Origin of the sequence: Streptomyces sp. NPDC087215 (genome assembly GCF_044744885.1) — a bacterium.
Taxonomy (GTDB): Bacteria; Actinomycetota; Actinomycetes; order Streptomycetales; family Streptomycetaceae; genus Streptomyces.
The window spans coordinates 289159-306421 of the sequence record NZ_JBIUZD010000003.1; the positions used below are offsets into that span (position 1 = coordinate 289159).

General features: G+C 69.7%; 13 protein-coding genes. 9 read left to right on the plus strand and 4 right to left on the minus strand.

What is annotated here, in order from left to right:
* The first annotated feature begins 6 nt into the window (after window positions 1-6).
* Both ACIO92_RS10835 and ACIO92_RS10840 read left to right on the plus strand, forming a co-directional pair.
* A complete protein-coding gene (locus ACIO92_RS10835; RefSeq protein WP_366443591.1) occupies window positions 7-1089 on the plus strand; it encodes an inositol-3-phosphate synthase in 1083 nt (360 codons plus the stop codon).
* Window positions 1090-1165: 76 nt separating this feature from the next.
* Window positions 1166-2425, plus strand: a complete 1260-nt coding sequence (locus tag ACIO92_RS10840) for an MFS transporter (protein ID WP_402280096.1) — start codon at window positions 1166-1168, stop codon at window positions 2423-2425.
* Window positions 2426-2525: 100 nt separating this feature from the next.
* Here ACIO92_RS10840 and ACIO92_RS10845 read toward each other — a convergent pair whose 3' ends face one another.
* Window positions 2526-3992: a CCA tRNA nucleotidyltransferase gene (locus ACIO92_RS10845; RefSeq protein ID WP_402280094.1), complete on the minus strand. Its 1467-nt coding sequence runs from the start codon at window positions 3990-3992 to the stop codon at window positions 2526-2528.
* Window positions 3993-4206: 214 nt separating this feature from the next.
* Between ACIO92_RS10845 and ACIO92_RS10850 the strand changes: the two genes are divergently transcribed.
* The 7 genes from ACIO92_RS10850 (at window position 4207) to trxA (ending at window position 14123) form a co-directional block, all read left to right on the plus strand.
* Complete coding sequence (locus ACIO92_RS10850; RefSeq protein ID WP_402280092.1) at window positions 4207-6636, plus strand: DUF6049 family protein; 2430 nt, start codon at window positions 4207-4209, stop codon at window positions 6634-6636.
* A 45-nt stretch (window positions 6637-6681) separates the two neighbouring features.
* Complete coding sequence (gene murJ, locus ACIO92_RS10855) at window positions 6682-9042, plus strand: murein biosynthesis integral membrane protein MurJ (protein ID WP_366443587.1); 2361 nt, start codon at window positions 6682-6684, stop codon at window positions 9040-9042.
* A 117-nt stretch (window positions 9043-9159) separates the two neighbouring features.
* Window positions 9160-10884, plus strand: a complete 1725-nt coding sequence (locus tag ACIO92_RS10860) for a protein kinase family protein (protein WP_366443586.1) — start codon at window positions 9160-9162, stop codon at window positions 10882-10884.
* A 105-nt stretch (window positions 10885-10989) separates the two neighbouring features.
* On the plus strand, window positions 10990-11700 hold the full coding sequence (sigM, locus tag ACIO92_RS10865) for an RNA polymerase sigma factor SigM (RefSeq protein ID WP_366443585.1): 711 nt from the start codon (window positions 10990-10992) through the stop codon (window positions 11698-11700).
* Window positions 11697-12638, plus strand: coding sequence for a hypothetical protein (locus ACIO92_RS10870; RefSeq protein WP_366443584.1), 942 nt, complete (start codon window positions 11697-11699; stop codon window positions 12636-12638). Before sigM ends, ACIO92_RS10870 begins: the two co-directional genes overlap by 4 nt.
* Window positions 12639-12776: 138 nt before the next feature.
* The gene (gene trxB / locus ACIO92_RS10875; protein WP_401235290.1) at window positions 12777-13742 is read left to right on the plus strand and encodes a thioredoxin-disulfide reductase; all 966 of its coding nucleotides are present in this window, start codon (window positions 12777-12779) and stop codon (window positions 13740-13742) included.
* 48 nt (window positions 13743-13790) lie between these two features.
* Window positions 13791-14123 carry a thioredoxin gene (gene trxA / locus ACIO92_RS10880; protein WP_351783298.1) on the plus strand — a complete coding sequence of 111 codons (333 nt, stop codon included), beginning with the start codon at window positions 13791-13793 and terminating at the stop codon, window positions 14121-14123.
* Between the two features lie 134 nt (window positions 14124-14257).
* Here trxA and ACIO92_RS10885 read toward each other — a convergent pair whose 3' ends face one another.
* From ACIO92_RS10885 to ACIO92_RS10895, 3 genes are all read right to left on the minus strand, one after another.
* A complete protein-coding gene (locus ACIO92_RS10885; protein WP_366443582.1) occupies window positions 14258-14875 on the minus strand; it encodes a GNAT family N-acetyltransferase in 618 nt (205 codons plus the stop codon).
* 163 nt (window positions 14876-15038) lie between these two features.
* Window positions 15039-16112: a ParB/RepB/Spo0J family partition protein gene (locus ACIO92_RS10890; protein WP_366443581.1), complete on the minus strand. Its 1074-nt coding sequence runs from the start codon at window positions 16110-16112 to the stop codon at window positions 15039-15041.
* A complete protein-coding gene (locus tag ACIO92_RS10895; RefSeq protein ID WP_366443580.1) occupies window positions 16109-17188 on the minus strand; it encodes a ParA family protein in 1080 nt (359 codons plus the stop codon). The genes ACIO92_RS10890 and ACIO92_RS10895 overlap by 4 nt, the downstream gene beginning before the upstream one ends.
* Window positions 17189-17263: the final 75 nt, after the last annotated feature.

Here is a 17263-nt window from a genome sequence, read left to right on the forward strand (position 1 = left end):
ATCGGAATGGGTTCGGTTCGCGTAGCCATCGTCGGCGTGGGCAACTGCGCCGCCTCGCTGGTGCAGGGCGTCGAGTACTACAAGGACGCCGACCCGGCGGCCAAGGTCCCCGGTCTGATGCACGTCCAGTTCGGCGAGTACCACGTCGGTGACGTCGAGTTCGTCGCCGCCTTCGATGTCGACGCGAAGAAGGTCGGCCTCGACCTCTCCGACGCCATCGGCGCCAGCGAGAACAACACCATCAAGATCTGCGACGTCCCGAGCAACGGCGTCACGGTCCAGCGCGGTCACACCCTCGACGGTCTCGGCAAGTACTACCGCCTGACCATCGAGGAGTCCGCCGAGGAGCCGGTGGACGTCGTCCAGATCCTCAAGGACCGTCAGGTCGACGTTCTCATCTGCTACCTGCCCGTGGGTTCCGAGGCCGCCGCGAAGTTCTACGCGCAGTGCGCCATCGACGCCAAGGTCGCCTTCGTCAACGCGCTCCCGGTCTTCATCGCCGGCACCAAGGAGTGGGCCGACAAGTTCACCGAGGCGGGCGTCCCGATCGTCGGTGACGACATCAAGTCGCAGGTCGGCGCGACCATCACGCACCGCGTGATGGCCAAGCTGTTCGAGGACCGCGGTGTCCGTCTCGAGCGCACGATGCAGCTCAACGTCGGCGGCAACATGGACTTCAAGAACATGCTGGAGCGCGACCGCCTGGAGTCCAAGAAGATCTCCAAGACCCAGGCCGTCACCTCGCAGATCCCCGACCGCGAGCTGGGCGAGAAGAACGTCCACATCGGCCCGTCGGACTACGTGGCCTGGCTGGACGACCGCAAGTGGGCGTACGTCCGTCTTGAGGGCCGTGCCTTCGGTGACGTCCCGCTGAACCTCGAGTACAAGCTCGAGGTGTGGGACTCCCCGAACTCCGCCGGTGTCATCATCGACGCCCTGCGCGCCGCGAAGATCGCCAAGGACCGCGGTATCGGCGGCCCGATCCTCTCCGCGTCGAGCTACTTCATGAAGAGCCCGCCGGTCCAGTACTTCGACGACGAGGCCCTGGCCAACGTCGAGAAGTTCATCAAGGGCGAGGTCGAGCGCTAAAGCGCCCCACCGATGCCGTCGAGGGCCCCCGGAGCATGTGCCCCGGGGGCCCTCCTCGTATGTGAGTCTTGCTGCCATGTCCGTCGTACGTGATCTGCGCGTACTCCTGCGCCTGACCGACTTCCGCCGTCTGCTCGCCGTCCGGCTCCTCTCCCAGTGCGCCGACGGCGTCTACCAGGTGGCCCTGGCCACGTACGTCGTCTTCTCCCCCGAGAAACAGACCTCCCCTGCGGCGATCGCCTCCGCCATGGCGGTCCTCCTGCTCCCGTACTCCCTCGTCGGCCCCTTCGCGGGTGTCCTGCTCGACCGCTGGCAGCGCCGTCAGGTCTTCCTGTACGGCAACCTCCTGCGCGCCCTGCTCGCCTTCGGAACGGCCGCGCTCGTCCTCGCGTCCGTCCCCGACTGGCTGTTCTACGCCTCCGCGCTCTCCGTCACGGCCGTCAACCGCTTCGTTCTCGCCGGGCTCTCCGCCTCGCTGCCGCGTGTCGTCGACGAGGAGCGGCTCGTCGTCGCGAACTCGCTCTCCCCCACTGCGGGCACCCTCGCCGCGGCCCTGGGCGGCGGCCTCGCCTTCGGCATCCAGTTGCTCGCCGGTCATTCCGACGCCGCCGTGGTCGGCTTCGGAGCCGTGCTCTATCTGTGCGCCGCCCTCGCCTCGCTCCGTATGTCCCGGGAGCTCCTCGGACCCGATCCGGGCAGCGCTCCGCAGTCCCTCGGCTCATCCCTGGCCATGACCGCCCGAGGTCTCACCGCCGGACTGCGGCACCTCTCCGAGCGACGGCCCGCCGCACGTGCCCTCGTCGCGGTGACCCTCATGCGCTTCTGCTACGGCGCCCTGTTCGTCACCGTGCTCATGCTCTGCCGGTACGCCTGGAGTTCCACGGAGTCCGAGGGGCTCAAGCTTCTGGGGCTGGCCGTCGCCATGTCCGGCGCGGGGTTCTTCGCGGCGGCCGTCCTCTCCCCGTGGGCAGTGGGACGGCTCGGTCCCTTCGGGTGGATGGCCGTGTGCGCCGGGACGGCCGCCGTACTGGAACCGGTGCTGGGCCTGACCTTCGCCCCCGCACCGTTCCTGATCGCCGCCTTCGTCCTCGGGCTCATCACTCAGGGAGGGAAGATCGCCACGGACACGGTCGTCCAGACATCGGTGGACGACGCCTACCGGGGCCGGGTCTTCTCGCTGTACGACGTGCTGTTCAACGTCGCCTTCGTGAGTGCCGCGGGTGTCGCGGCCCTGATGCTGCCACCCGACGGCCGGTCCGCACTGCTGATCGTGCTGGTGGCCGTGATCTACGCGGCGATCGCGCTGGCCCTGCGCGGGGGACGCGCAAAGGGGTGATGTTCCACGTGAAACATCACCCCTCGGCTCTTCGGCGCCGCCTGTGGTCGATGTTTCACGCTCCGCGTTTCACGTGAAACATCGACAGGCCACGTCCGGCTCAGCTCTGCCCGGCCCACCACTCCTTGAGTGCGGCGACGGCCTGAGCGTGCTCCATCGGACCGTTCTCAAGACGCAGCTCCAGCAGGAACTTGTACGCCCGGCCGATGGCCGGCCCTGGGCCGATGCCCAGGATCTCCTGGATCTCGTTGCCGTCGAGGTCGGGACGGATCGAGTCCAGCTCCTCCTGCTCCTGGAGCTGGGCGATGCGTTCCTCCAGGCCGTCATAGGCGCGGGAGAGCGCGGCCGCCTTGCGCTTGTTGCGGGTGGTGCAGTCGGAGCGGGTGAGCTTGTGCAGACGGGAGAGCATCGGTCCGGCGTCGCGGACGTAGCGGCGCACGGCCGAGTCGGTCCACTCCCCGGTCCCGTAGCCGTGGAAGCGCAGATGCAGCTCCACGAGCTGCGAGACATCCTTGATCATCTCGTTGGAGTACTTGAGCGCGGTCATGCGCTTCTTGGTCATCTTCGCGCCCACCACCTCGTGGTGGTGGAAGGAGACCCGGCCGTCCTTCTCGAAACGACGGGTCCGCGGCTTGCCGATGTCGTGGAACAGGGCCGCGATCCTCAGCACCAGGTCCGGGCCCTCCTCCTCCAGGTCGATCGCCTGGTCGAGGACGGTCAGCGAGTGCTCGTAGACGTCCTTGTGCCGGTGGTGCTCGTCGCTCTCCAGCCGCAGCGCCGGCAGCTCGGGGAGGACGTGGTCGGCGAGACCGGTGTCCACGAGGAGCGCGAGGCCCTTACGGGGGTGAGCGGAGAGGAGCAGCTTGTTGAACTCCTCGCGGACGCGTTCGGCGGAGACGATCTCGATCCGGCCCGCCATCTCCTTCATCGCCGTGACGACCTCGGGGGCGACGTCGAAGTCCAGCTGCGCGGCGAAACGGGCGGCCCTCATCATCCGCAGCGGATCGTCGGAGAAGGACTCCTCGGGCGTGCCCGGAGTGCGCAGCACCCGGGCCGCGAGATCCTCCAGACCGCCGTACGGGTCGATGAACCGCTTCTCCGGGAGGGCCACGGCCATGGCGTTGACCGTGAAGTCACGCCGGACGAGGTCCTCGTCGATGGAATCGCCGTAGGAGACCTCGGGCTTCCGCGAGGTCCGGTCGTACGCCTCCGAGCGGTACGTGGTGACCTCGACCTGGAAACGCTGCTCCACGTCCCCGACCCGGGCGTCCTTCTGGCAACCGACCGTTCCGAAGGCGATGCCGACCTCCCACACCACGTCGGCCCAGGGGCGGACGATCTTCAGTACGTCCTCGGGGCGGGCGTCGGTGGTGAAGTCCAGGTCGTTGCCGAGCCTGCCGAGCAGCGCGTCGCGCACCGAGCCGCCGACGAGCGCGAGGCTGAACCCGGCCTCCTGGAATCGGCGGGCGAGGTCGTCGGCGACGGGGGACACACGCAGCAGTTCACTGACCGCTCGGTGCTGCACCTGGCTCAGTGCGGTCGGGATGTCTTCGTTGGCGTTCGGCACAACAGAAAAGGGTACGTGCCCCGGCTCGCGACGTTGTCCCCGTTTTTCCACGGGCCACCGCCACGCGAACCGGGCGCCCGGAGGCCGGACGAAGATCGCCTGGAGCACTCCCCGGCACTTGCTCCCAGGATGCCTCGTTACCATGCCTGGACACAGCAACCGGGAAGCACCCACCCCACTGGCATCACGGGCAACGACGAGGACGGGCGAACGCGTGGCCGAGGCGGCAGACATCCAGGGAACAAGTCCCTCACCTGCTCGCCGGTGGCTACGGCGCACGATCACCGTCGCCGTGGGGGCACCGCTCCTCGCCGGACTGCTCCAGGCGCCCGCGGTCACTTCCACGGCGTCCGCCGCCGAGGACTCCACCGGTTCGAAGACCGTCGACGTGTCCCTCGACACACTGAGCCCCAGCGCGCCCGTCGAGGGGGACACGGTCAAGGTCACCGGAACGGTCACCAACCGGGGCAAGAAGACGATCACCGACGCGACCGTGGACCTGCGGGTCGGGCCCCGGATGACGAGCCGCAGCGAGATCGACCAGGCGACGGACCGCACCGGCTACCGGGACGACAGCGACCCGGCGCCGCTCGAAGACGCCCCCGTGGTGAAGATTCCCCGTCTCGCCGCAGGTCTCAGCGCGGACTTCTCGTTCTCCGTCCCGGTCTCCGAACTCGGGCTCGACGACGCGGGCGTGTACCAGCTGGGCGTGTCCCTCACCGGGCAGACCTCGGACCGGCGCTACGACCGGGTCCTCGGCATCGAGCGGACGTTCCTGCCGTACCAGCCCGATCCCACCGAGAAGAAGACCCAGCTCACCTATCTCTGGCCGTTGATCTCCTCTGCCCATGTCTCCGCGGAGACCGCCACGGACGACCAGCAGACCCCCGTCTTCGAGGACGACGCCCTGGCCACCGAGCTGAAGCCGGGCGGGCGCCTCGACCAGCTCGTCTCCCTCGGCAAGGACCTCCCCGTCACCTGGGTGGTCGACCCGGACCTGCTGGCCTCCGTCGACGCCATGGCGAACGGCTACCGGGTCAAGGAGGGGTCCCTGCACGTCCCCGGCAAGAACCAGGCCGTCGCCAGGAGCTGGCTGGACGCGCTGGAGAAGGCGGTCCAGGGCCGCAAGGTCGTCGCGCTCCCCTTCGCGGACCCCGACCTCGCCTCCCTCGCCCACCGGGGCAAGGACGTCCCCGGCTCCCTCGAACACCTCCAGTCGGCGACCGCGCTCGCCGGGGTGACCGTGGAGACCGTGCTGCACACCCGGGCCGCCACCGACTTCGCGTGGCCCGCCGACGGGGCCGTGGACCCGTCCATCGTGGCCGTCGCGACCTCGGCGGGCGCCGACAAGGTGATCGCCCGCAGCGACAGCGTCCGCGACGAGCTCTCCTACACACCGACGGCGGCCCGCCCCTTCGGTACCGGGAGCACCACGGCCGTCGTGAGCGACGCCCTGCTGTCCACGGCGTTCGAAGGGGACATGCTCCGCGCCGAGAACTCCACCCGGGCGGTCCAGGAGTTCCTCTCCCAGTCCCTCGCGGTCACCCTGGAGCAGCCGGAGGACCAGCGGAGCATCGTCGTCGCCCCACAGCGGGTGCCGAGCATCTCCCAGGCGCAGACCATGGCGAGCGCGCTGAAGGGCCTGTCCGGCCGCCGTTGGACCCAGCCGAGCGACCTCGTCGCCGCCGCCGCGGCCAAGCCCGACCCGGACGCCTCCACCCGGGTGCCCAGCAGCTCCCGCTACCCCAAGAAGCTGCGCGACCGGGAGCTGCCCGTCCAGGCCTTCCGCGACATGAAGACCACCCGCGACGAGCTGGACGACTTCAAGGTCATCCTGACCCAGCCGGACCGCGTCGTGACTCCCTTCGGCAACGCGATCAACCGCGAGATGTCCACCTCGTGGCGGGGGCAGGCCAGGGCGGCCGCGCTCTACCGGATCAACGTCCTGGAGTATCTGCAGACCCTCACCGAGGGTGTACAGCTCGTCGACAAGTCGGACCTCACTCTTTCGGGCCGCAGTGCCACCATCCCGGTGACCGTCCAGAACAAGCTGCTCCAGGGCGTGGAGAACCTGGAGCTGCGGCTCGTCTCCAGCAACAAGGGCAGGCTCAAGCTCAACGGTGACGAAGGCGTCGCCGAACTTCCCGTGAAGATCAACGGCGGCCACAGCCAGTCCGTGAAGTTCACCGCCACCGCCAGCGTCAACGGCCAGGTCCCGATGACCGCCCAGCTCTACACCGAGGACGGCACCCCGTACGGGCAGCCGATGATGTTCATCGTGAAGGTCTCCGAGATCACCGCCACGGTGATGCTGGTGATCGCCGGTGGTGTCCTGCTCCTCGTCCTCGCCGGAGTACGGATGTACACCCAGCGCAAGCGGGTGGCCGCCCGCAACGCCGAGGCCGGAGCGGCGGAGGCGGAGGCGGCGGACACCCAGCGGGCCGAGAACACCGAGAACACCGAGAACGCCGCAGCCCAGAAGACGGACGACGGCCCGCACCCGGACGACAGCACGCCCCCGGCTTCCGGGACGGTGCCGGAGCGGGCGGACGGTGACGAAGCCGAGCAGCCGAGTGACCCGGAGCCGGACACCGGGTCCGAAAGCGGCGACCCGTCGGGCCCGGGTGAGAAAGTGGACCGTTGAGCGATGCCGTGGCCGGTCGGCCGGGGACGATGAGGTGGGGTAACCATGAACGCGCCGTACGACGGTGACCGCGGCCAGGGCGCGGGCGGCGCCGCGCCGTCCGGTGGGACGCCCGCGGCACCCTCCGGCCCCGGCCACCCGCCGGTGCCGCCCCCGCAGGAGCAGAACCCCTACGCGCAGGGCGCCCCACCGCAGACCCCGTACGCCCCGTACCAGGGACAGACCCCGTACGACCAGGGCCCGTACCCCCAGCCCCACGGACAGGGCCGGTACGCCCCCAACCCTGGGCAGGGCCCGTACACCCCCGCCCAGGGACAGGGACAGGGACAGTACGAGCAGAACCCGTACGCGCAGGACCCCTACGTCCAGGACGCCTACGCCCACGACCCCTACCGGGCCCAGGACCTCTCCGCGCAGGACCCCGTGTCCGAGGCGCTCTACGACCGCGCCGCGCACCCCCCGCCCCCGCCCGGCACCTACCAGGAGCCCCAGCCGCTCTACGCGCAGCCGACCGCTCCCCAGCACGCCCCCGACCCCCGGGTCTGGGCGCAGACCCCGGCACCGGAGCCCGACGGCACCTCCCGCCACCTGCCCTACGGCGACGACGCCCGCACGGTCCAGTTCACCGGCGTCGACGACCTGGTGACCCGGGCCGGCGAGGACAGCCCCGAGCCGGACGCCTTCGCCCACCTCTACCGGGACCAGCAGACTCCCGGCCAGGTGCCCCCGCCCGCCCCGGAGCCCGACCCGCTGCCCGCCCCCGCGCCCAAGAAGTCCGGCCGTGCCTCCGGACTCCTGAAGTCGAGCGCGGTGATGGCCGCGGGCACCCTGGTCTCCCGGCTCACCGGCTTCGTCCGCAGCCTGGTCATCACCGGCGCGCTCGGCGCCGCCCTGCTCGGCGACACCTTCACCATCGCCTACACGCTGCCGACGATGATCTACATCCTCACCGTCGGCGGCGGCCTCAACTCGGTCTTCGTCCCGCAGCTCGTCCGGTCGATGAAGAACGACGAGGACGGCGGCGAGGCGTACGCCAACCGGCTGCTCACCCTCGTCATGGTGGCGCTCGGTCTGATCGTCGCCGCGGCCGTCTTCGCCGCGCCGCTGCTCATCCGGCTGATGTCCAACACCATCGCCGACGACGCCGCCGCGAACAGCGTGGCCGTGACGTTCGCCCGCTACTGCCTGCCCACGATCTTCTTCATGGGCGTGCACGTGGTGATGGGCCAGATCCTCAACGCCCGCGGCAAGTTCGGCGCGATGATGTGGACGCCGGTCCTCAACAACATCGTCATGATCGTCACCTTCGGTCTGTTCATCTGGGTCTACGGCACCTCCGCCGAGTCCCAGATGGGTGTGCAGACCATCCCGGACGACGGCATCCGGCTGCTGGGCATCGGCACCCTGCTCGGCCTCGTCGTCCAGGCCCTGGCGATGATCCCGTACCTGCGCGAGACGGGTTTCCGTTTCCGGCCCCGCTTCGACTGGAAGGGCCACGGGCTCGGCAAGACCGTCAAGCTCGCCAAGTGGACCGTCCTCTTCGTCCTCGCCAACCAGGCGGGTGTCCTGGTCGTCACCCAGCTCGCCACCGCCGCCGGTGAGGAGTCCGGGATGAACGGCGCCGGCTTCCTCGCCTACTCGAACGCCCAGCTGATCTGGGGGATGCCGCAGGCCATCATCACGGTCTCCGTGATGGCCGCGCTGCTGCCCCGCATCTCCCGCGCCGCCCACGACGACGACCCGGGCGCCGTCCGCGACGACATCTCGCAGGGCCTGCGGAACTCCGCCGTCGCGATCGTCCCGGTCTCCTTCGCCTTCCTGGCGCTGGGCGTCCCGATGTGCACCCTCCTCTACGCTTCCAGCGGCGTCGAGGCCGCCCAGGGCATGGGCTTCATCCTGATGGCCTTCGGCCTCGGTCTGATCCCCTACTCCGTGCAGTACGTCGTGCTCCGCGGCTTCTACGCCTACGAGGACACCCGGACGCCCTTCTACAACACGGTCATCGTCGCCGCCGTCAACGCGGCCGCCTCGGCGCTCTGCTACGTCGTCCTGCCCGCCCGCTGGGCCGTCGTCGGCATGGCCGCCTCGTACGGCCTCGCGTACGCGGTCGGCGTCGGCATCGCCTGGCGCCGCCTCCGCAAGCGGCTCGGCGGCGACCTGGACGGCACGCACGTGCTGCGGACCTACGCCCGGCTCTGCATGGCCTCCGTGCCCGCCGCGATCGTCTCCGGCGCCATCGGCTTCGGTCTGCTGAAGCTCCTCGGCGAGGACGCGCTGGGCTCGCTCGTCGCCCTGCTCGTGGGCGGAGCGGCCCTCCTCGGTGTCTTCTTCCTGGCCGCCAAGCGGATGCGGATCGCGGAACTGAACACCCTGGTCGGCATGGTGCGCGGACGACTCGGACGCTGATCCGGCACGGCAGCGCAACCATCGGGGGGAGCCGCGTGTCGTGCATAGCGTCCGACTGTGGGCACAATTGGCTTGGCTGTTGGATGTGGCGCAACGGATGGGGAGGCAGGAACGACGGTGGCGGAACGTAGCACGGCCGCCGTCGACGTGGCCGACAACAGCGGTGACGACCCGCTGACCGCCAAGGCGGACACGGCCGCGACCGACGGGGTGGCGGAGGAACAGAAGACGGCGGAGAGCACCGCCGAGGTCACGGAGAAGAAGGCGGTCGAACGACAGAGCGGCGAACAGCCCTCGATCACGGCTCCCGAGCTGCACAGCGGCCACAAGCTGGCCAGGCGCTACCGGCTGGAGGAGTGCGTCACCCGGCTGGACGGCTTCAGCAGTTGGCGTGCCGTCGACGAGAAACTGCGGCGCGCGGTCGGGGTCCACCTGCTGCCCGCGGACCATCCCCGGGCCCGCTCGGTCCTCGCGGCGGCCCGTTCCTCGGCGCTGCTCGGCGACCCCCGGTTCGTCCAGGTCCTCGACGCCGTCGAGGAGAACGACCTGGTCTACGTCGTGCACGAGTGGCTGCCCGACTCCACCGAGCTGACCGCGCTGCTCGCGGCCGGTCCGCTGGAGGCCCACGACGCCTACCAGCTCGTCAGCCAGGTCTCCCAGGCCATGGCAGCCGCCCACCGCGAGGGCCTCTCGCACCTCCGGCTCACGCCGAGTGCCGTCCTGCGCAGCTCCACCGGCCAGTACCGCATCCGCGGCCTGGCCGTGAACGCCGCCCTGCGCGGCATCACCGCCGAGCGCCCGCAGCGCAGCGACACCGAGGCCATCGGCGCCCTCCTGTACGCCGCACTCACCCAGCGCTGGCCGTACGACAGCGACGCCTACGGCCTCTCCGGGCTCCCCAAGGGCATCGGGCTGCTCCCGCCCGACCAGGTCCGGGCAGGGGTCCACCGGGGCCTCTCGGAGATCGCCATGCGCGCCCTGGCCAACGACGGGGCCACCGCCTCGCGCCAGGAGCCGCCCTGCACCACCCCGGACGAACTGGCCAAGGCCGTGGCCGCGATGCCGCGGGTGAAGCCGCCGGAGCCGGAGTTCACCGCCCCGCCCGAGTACCAGCGCACCACCTACCAGCAGGGCACCTACGGACGTCCGCAGCCCCGCCCGGTCGTCACTCAGCCGGTGATCGTCCCTCCGCCCCCGCTGCAGAGCCGTACCGGCAGGGCGCTCAAGTGGACCGTCTCGGCCCTGCTGATCGCCGCCCTGGGCCTCGGCAGCTGGCAGATCGCGGACCGGCTCCTCAACAAGGAGACCCCCGTCGACACGCCGACGACGGCCCCGACCCTCGTCGACGAGAAGCCGGAACCGCCCAAGCCGCTGACGATCAGCTCGGCCCAGGAGTTCGCCCCCGACGGCAAGCCGCAGAACCCGGAGAGCGTCGGCGACACCTACGACAACGACAGCTCGTCGTACTGGCGCACCAGGACCTTCCTCGGCGGCCCCGTCCTGGCGCCGTACAAGCAGGGTGTCGGCATCGTCTACGACCTCGGGAGCGAGCAGAACGTCTCGTCCGCCTCGATAGCGCTCCGCTACGGAGGCCCGAAGACCGCGATCACCCTGTACGCGGCGGACTCGCTCTCCCCGTCCGGTACCCCGGACTCCATGAAGAAGATCGCCACGGTCGAGACCTCGGGATTGACCGCGAACCCGGAGACGAAGACCCCGGTCAAGGCCCGTTACGTGCTGCTCTGGATGACCTCCGCGCCGTACTCCACGGGCGACCAGTACTTCGGCGCCGGTTACAAGCAGGCCATCACCAACGTGTCGTTCCAGGGCACGCCCCGGTAACCGACCGTGCACCACCGTGAGCGCCGGGCCCAGCCCGGCGCTCATTTACTTCCGGGCAGGGACCGGATTGAATGCCTGCACGGCTGCCGAGCGAGGAGGGGAACCGTGACGCCTGCGGCTGACGACCTCCGGACCGCCGCCGACGAGGAGCTCCTGGCCCGCCATGTCGCCGGGGACCCCGACGCCTTCGGCGAGCTGGTCCGGCGGCACCGTGACCGGCTGTGGGCCGTGGCCCTGCGGACCCTGAGGGACCCCGAAGAGGCCGCCGACGCCGTCCAGGACGCCCTGGTGTCCGCCTTCCGGTCCGCCCACACCTTCCGTGGCCGGTCGGCCGTCACGACCTGGCTGCACCGGATCACCGTGAACGCCTGTCTCGACCGGGTGCGCAAGACCGCCTCCCGCAGGACCTCGCCCGTCGACGACACCGCCCGATTCGAACAGCTCCTCGAACCGCATGAGTCCGCCGAGGCCCCGGTCGAGCGGCAGGACCTGCATCGAGAACTCCTCGCCGCACTCGGCACCCTCGCCCCCGACCAGCGCGCCGCACTCGTCCTGGTCGACATGCAGGGATATCCGGTGGCGGAGGCGGCCCGCATCCTCGACGTTCCCACCGGCACCGTGAAGAGCCGCTGTGCGCGAGGACGGGCACGCCTGCTGCCACTGGTCACTCATCTGCGCGCCGACACCGTGGGTAACGAGCCCCTCGAAGGGGGAAGGAACCGGACGCCGGGGGCATCCGTCCCAACGGTGCCGGGACCGAAGGACATCGGACCGACTGATCAAGCTGCTGTGAAGGGCGGAGGTGGGCGCACGTGACTTCCACAGCCGGCAAGGCCGACACCACACAGCACCCGGACGTCTCGGAGATCTCCGACCTGACTGAGGGGCTCCTTCCGCCGAGCCGCTCCATGGTCGTCCGCAGACATCTGGAGGGCTGTCCCCTCTGCGACGACGTGCGGGCCTCCCTGGAGGAGATCCGGGGCCTGCTGGGCACCCTGCCCGGCCCGCCGCGTATGCCCGCCGAGATCGCGGGCAGGATCGACGCCGCTCTGGCCGCCGAGGCCCTTCTCAGCGCCACCAGGCCCGAGAACGGCAGCGCTGTTTCACGTGAAACAACGCGCACCCCGGTGAAGGCGTCTCCTCCCATCCCCTCGATTCCCCCGGTCGACCGTCCCGGTGGCCGTCCCGGCGCGTCCACCGGCCCCGGACGGGGTATTCGGCCTCGACGTCGGCGCGTCACCCTGCTGGCCACGATCGGCGCCGCCTTCGGTGCTGTCGTCCTCGGAGCGGGTCTGTACCTCAGCCAGGCACACCATCCGGTCTCGAACAGTGCGTCGGGTGACACCAAGAAGGCCGACGTGGCCGCCGGAGCGGCCCACACCGTCTTTTCCGGGTCCCCGGTCGAAGACCGGGTGCGGAACCTCCTGCACGAGACCCGCACGGCCAAGACACCCCAGGGTGTCGGCCCCGGGCCGATGTCCACCGAGACCGACGGCGGGACTCCCCGGCAGAACAGGGAAGCCACCGTCCCCGGCTGCGTCCTGGAGGGGACCGGACGCACCGACGCGGTACTGGGCCAGGAGCTCGGCGAATACCGGGGGACACCCGCCTATCTGCTCGTCCTGACCGACCCCGCGGACAACAACCGGGTCCAGGCGTACGTAATCGACGCCTCCTGTGCGAGCGGCTCCGCCGGTGGGGCCGGAAGCACGGCCGCCCGTGTCCTGTTCAGCGAGACGTACGCCCGCTCCTGACTCTTCCTCCCGCCCGGCTGCGGTGCCGTGCGGCGGTCTCGGGAATGCACGCCCCTTAGTATCCGTTGGGTGGGGTGAGAGTGACCGAGACAATCGCCCCGTAGGCAGTGGCAGTCTGCAGAGACGAGGAAGAAACCCGTGAGCGACGTCCGTAACGTGATCATTATCGGCTCCGGGCCCGCGGGATACACCGCTGCCCTCTACACGGCCCGCGCGTCGCTGAACCCCCTGGTCTTCGAGGGGGCGGTCACCGCGGGTGGCGCCCTGATGAACACGACCGAGGTCGAGAACTTCCCCGGATTCCGTGACGGCATCATGGGCCCCGACCTCATGGACAACATGCGCGCCCAGGCCGAGCGCTTCGGCGCCGAGCTGGTCCCCGACGACGTCATCGCCGTGGATCTGACCGGTGACATCAAGACCGTCACCGACACGGCCGGCACCGTGCACCGCGCCAAGGCCGTCATCGTCACCACCGGCTCGCAGCACCGCAAGCTGGGTCTGCCCAACGAGGACGCTCTCTCCGGCCGTGGTGTCTCCTGGTGCGCGACCTGCGACGGCTTCTTCTTCAAGGACCAGGACATCGCCGTCGTCGGCGGCGGCGACACCGCGATCGAGGAGGCCACCTTCCTCTCGCGCTTCGCCAAGTCCGTCACGATCGTCCACCGCCGGGACAGCCTGCGCGCCTCGAAGGCGATGCAGGAGCGTGCCTTCGCCGACCCGAAGATCTCCTTCGCCTGGGACAGCGAGGTCACCGAGATCCACGGGGAGCAGAAGCTCACCGGTGTGACCCTGCGCGACACGAAGACCGGCGAGACCCGCGAGCTGCCCGTCACCGGCCTCTTCATCGCCGTCGGCCACGACCCGCGGACCGAGCTCTTCAAGGGCCAGCTGGACCTGGACGACGAGGGCTACCTCAAGGTCTCCGCTCCCTCCACCCGTACGAACCTCGCGGGTGTCTTCGGCGCCGGTGACGTCGTCGACCACACCTACCGTCAGGCCATCACGGCAGCCGGTACCGGCTGCTCGGCCGCCCTGGACTCCGAGCGCTTCCTGGCCGCCCTCGCGGACAGCGAGAAGCTGGCCGAGACCCCCGCGGTCTGAACCCGACTCTCCCCGCCCCTCACACCCCGCGAGATCAAGGAGGCCGCTGTGGCCCTCAAGTCTGTGACCGACGCTTCCTTCGACGAAGACGTCCTCAAGAGCGACAAGCCCGTTCTGGTGGACTTCTGGGCTGCCTGGTGCGGCCCGTGCCGTCAGATCGCGCCGTCGCTGGAGGCCATCGCCGCCGAGCACGGTGAGATCGAGGTCGTGAAGCTCAACATCGACGAGAACCCGGACACCGCCGCCAAGTACGGCGTGATGTCGATCCCGACGCTGAACGTGTACCAGAACGGCGAGGTCGTGAAGACGATCGTCGGCGCCAAGCCGAAGGCCGCCATCCTGCGCGACCTGGAGGGCTTCGTCGAGCCGACCAAGGCCTGACACACCCGCTGTTTCACGTGAAACAGCGACAACGTTTCACGTGAAACAGAAACGGCCCGCCCCTGCTCGGGGGCGGGCCGTTCTCGTACCCCGACACCAGGACCACGCGCGCCCGGCCTGCTCGGCGAAGGTTCTCAGAGTGGTCGCAGGACCGGCTCCTTCTGGACCGCACCGAGGAGACGGTCGAGGGCCATCTCGACGTCCTCCTTCCAGGAGAGCGCCGTTCGCAGTTCCAGCCGCATCCTCGGAAAGGCCGGGTGCGGCCGTACGGTCTTGAAGCCCACCGCGAGCAGATGATCAGCCGGCAGCACACAGGCCGGTTCCTTCCAGCGGGCGTCTCCGAAGGCCTCGATCGCCTTGAAACCCCGCCGCAGCAGATCCTTGGCCACCGTCTGCACCACCACCCGTCCCAGTCCCTGCCCCTGGTAGCCGGGCATGATCCAGGCGGTCATCAGCTGTGCCGCGTCGGCCGCCACCGGACTCGTCGGGAAGGCCGTCGAGCGCGGTACATAGGCAGGGGGAGCGTAGAGGACGTAGCCGACCGGCACCTCGTCGACGTAGACCACCCGTCCGCAGGAACCCCATTCCAGGAGGACGCCCGATATCCAGGCTTCCTTCTCCCGCTCGGCACGACCCGCCTTCACCGCCGCCTCGCCGCTCACCGGGTCGAGCTCCCAGAAGACGCAGGAGCGGCACCGCTTGGGCAGGTCCGGAAGGTTGTCCAGCGTGAGCGGTACGAGCCGACGCCCCACGGCTGTTCCTCGTTTCCCTCGCCCGACGAGTACGGATACGCCTCTCGAATCGTATCGACCGGGAGATCGGTACGACACCGCCCACAGGCAAAGGGCGGGCCGCGTTCCGGTGGAACCGGAGCACGGCCCGCCCAGGGCACTCGGACGGCGGAAGGGATCAGCCCTACCGACCCTCCCCCGCGTTCTTCTGGTCCATGACCCGGCCCTCTCCGGGGGCGAGGCTCGACAGGATGCGCTCCAGATCCTCCATCGAGGCGAACTCGACGACGATCTTGCCCTTCTTCTGGCCGAGGTCGACCTTCACCCGGGTCTCGAAGCGGTCCGAGAGACGAGAGGCCAGATCAGTGAGCGCGGGCGACACCCGGGCACCCGCCCGCGGCCCCTTCGGCTTGACGGCACCAGCAGACTCCTCGGAGCCCATGAGGCTCACGATCTCCTCCACGGACCGCACCGAGAGTCCCTCGGAGACGATCCGGTACGCCAGCTTGTCCTGCGCCTCGGAATCCTCCACACCGAGCAGCGCACGGGCATGTCCGGCGGAGAGCACTCCGGCGGCGACCCGCCGCTGGACCGTCGGCGAGAGACGCAGCAGACGCAGGGTGTTGGAGATCTGCGGCCGGGAACGTCCGATCCGCTCCGCGAGCTGGTCATGGGTGCAGCCGAAGTCCTTGAGGAGCTGCTCGTAGGCGTGCGCCTCTTCGATCGCGTTCAGCTGGGCGCGGTGCAGATTCTCCAGGAGGGCGTCCAGGAGCATCTTCTCGTCGTCGGTGTCCCGCACGATCGCGGGAATGGTCTCCAGACCGGCCGCCTTGGACGCCCGAAGCCGCCGCTCGCCCATGACGAGCTCGTAGCTCTCGGCATCGGTCCTGCGAACGACGACGGGCTGGAGGAGACCGACCTCCTTGATGGAGGCGACCAGCTCCGCTAGGGCGTCCTCGTCGAAGACCTCACGCGGCTGATGCCGGTTGGGGGTGATGGCGGCGAGCGGAAGCTCGGTGAAATAGGCACCGGCCGGAGGCTGGGGAAGAGTCTGGTTCCCGGCGCCGTTCCACGCCTCCGGGGACTGCGTGCTCTGCGGAAGGTTCGCCAGCTTGGCGGCGGCCACCCCCCGGACCGGTGCGAGCACCGGGGCTCCGGTGGGGGAGGCCCCGTTGTCGGCCGGTGCCTGCCGTTCCTGGGAAGCAGCGGGGATCAGCGCACCGAGCCCACGCCCCAGTCCCCTACGTCGCTCACTCACTGGATCCCCTCCGACATGCTGTGCTGGTTGTTCCGGTGCCCGACATGGTGGGCGTGCTGCGGGTCGTAGTGCACGGCGGCCCCCCGCAGGGCGATCTCACGGGCCGCTTCGAGGTAGGACAGGGCACCACTGGAGCCCGGGTCGTACGTGAGGACGGTCTGTCCGTAGCTGGGTGCCTCCGAGATGCGGACCGATCGCGGGATGCTGGTCCGCAGGACCTCCTCGGCGAAGTGGGTGCGCACTTCTTCGGCGACCTGCGAGGCGAGCCTCGTCCTGCCGTCGTACATGGTGAGCAGGATCGTCGAGACATGCAGTCCGGGGTTGAGGTGTCCCCGCACGAGATCGACGTTCCGCAGGAGCTGACCGAGCCCCTCCAGTGCGTAGTACTCGCACTGGATCGGGATCAGGACCTCGGCACCGGCCACCATCGCGTTGACCGTGAGGAGGCCGAGGGAGGGCGGACAGTCGATCAGGATGTAGTCGAGCGGCTGCTCGTACGCCTGGATCGCCCGCTGGAGCCTGCTCTCCCGCGCCACCAGCGACACCAGCTCGATCTCCGCACCGGCGAGATCGATGGTGGCGGGAGCACAGAAGAGACCTTCGACGTCCTTGACGGGCTGGACCACTTCGGAGAGCGGCCTGCTGTCCACCAGGACGTCATAGATCGAGGGGACCTCGGCGTGATGATCGATGCCCAGTGCCGTGGAGGCGTTGCCCTGCGGGTCCAGATCGACGACCAGGACACGGGCACCGTGCAACGCCAGCGAGGCGGCGAGGTTGACCGTCGTGGTCGTCTTGCCCACGCCGCCCTTCTGGTTGGCGACCACCATCACGCGCGTCTGAGCGGGGCGGGGAAGTCCCTCACCGGCACGGCCCAGGCCCTCTACGGCCAGCTGGGCAGCGTGCCCCATGGGGGTGTCGTCCATCGGGGGCGGTGTTTCACGTGAAACATCCTCCCCCGCCGATTCGATTCGGGGACCGGGGACCGCATCGGTCATCGGTCCCGCGATGTTGGCGTCGGACCGCAAGGATTCACTCTCCTCGGCTTCAGGCTCGCGTTGGGAAGAGCCTGTCATGCTTTCGGGGTCGTGAACCAGCGAGGCCGGTGGTTCTGTGGGTGAATCCACCTCTGTGGACAACCCCGTGACCCT

Excerpts from the sequence above, each read along its gene's own strand:
- ACIO92_RS10835 (WP_366443591.1), top strand. The coding sequence starts at position 7 with ATGGGTTCGGTTCGCGTAGCCATCGTCGGCGTGGGCAACTGCGCCGCC.
- ACIO92_RS10840 (WP_402280096.1), top strand. The coding sequence starts at position 1,166 with ATGTCCGTCGTACGTGATCTGCGCGTACTCCTGCGCCTGACCGACTTC.
- murJ (WP_366443587.1), top strand. The coding sequence starts at position 6,682 with ATGAACGCGCCGTACGACGGTGACCGCGGCCAGGGCGCGGGCGGCGCC.
- ACIO92_RS10895 (WP_366443580.1), bottom strand. The coding sequence starts at position 17,188 with ATGACAGGCTCTTCCCAACGCGAGCCTGAAGCCGAGGAGAGTGAATCC.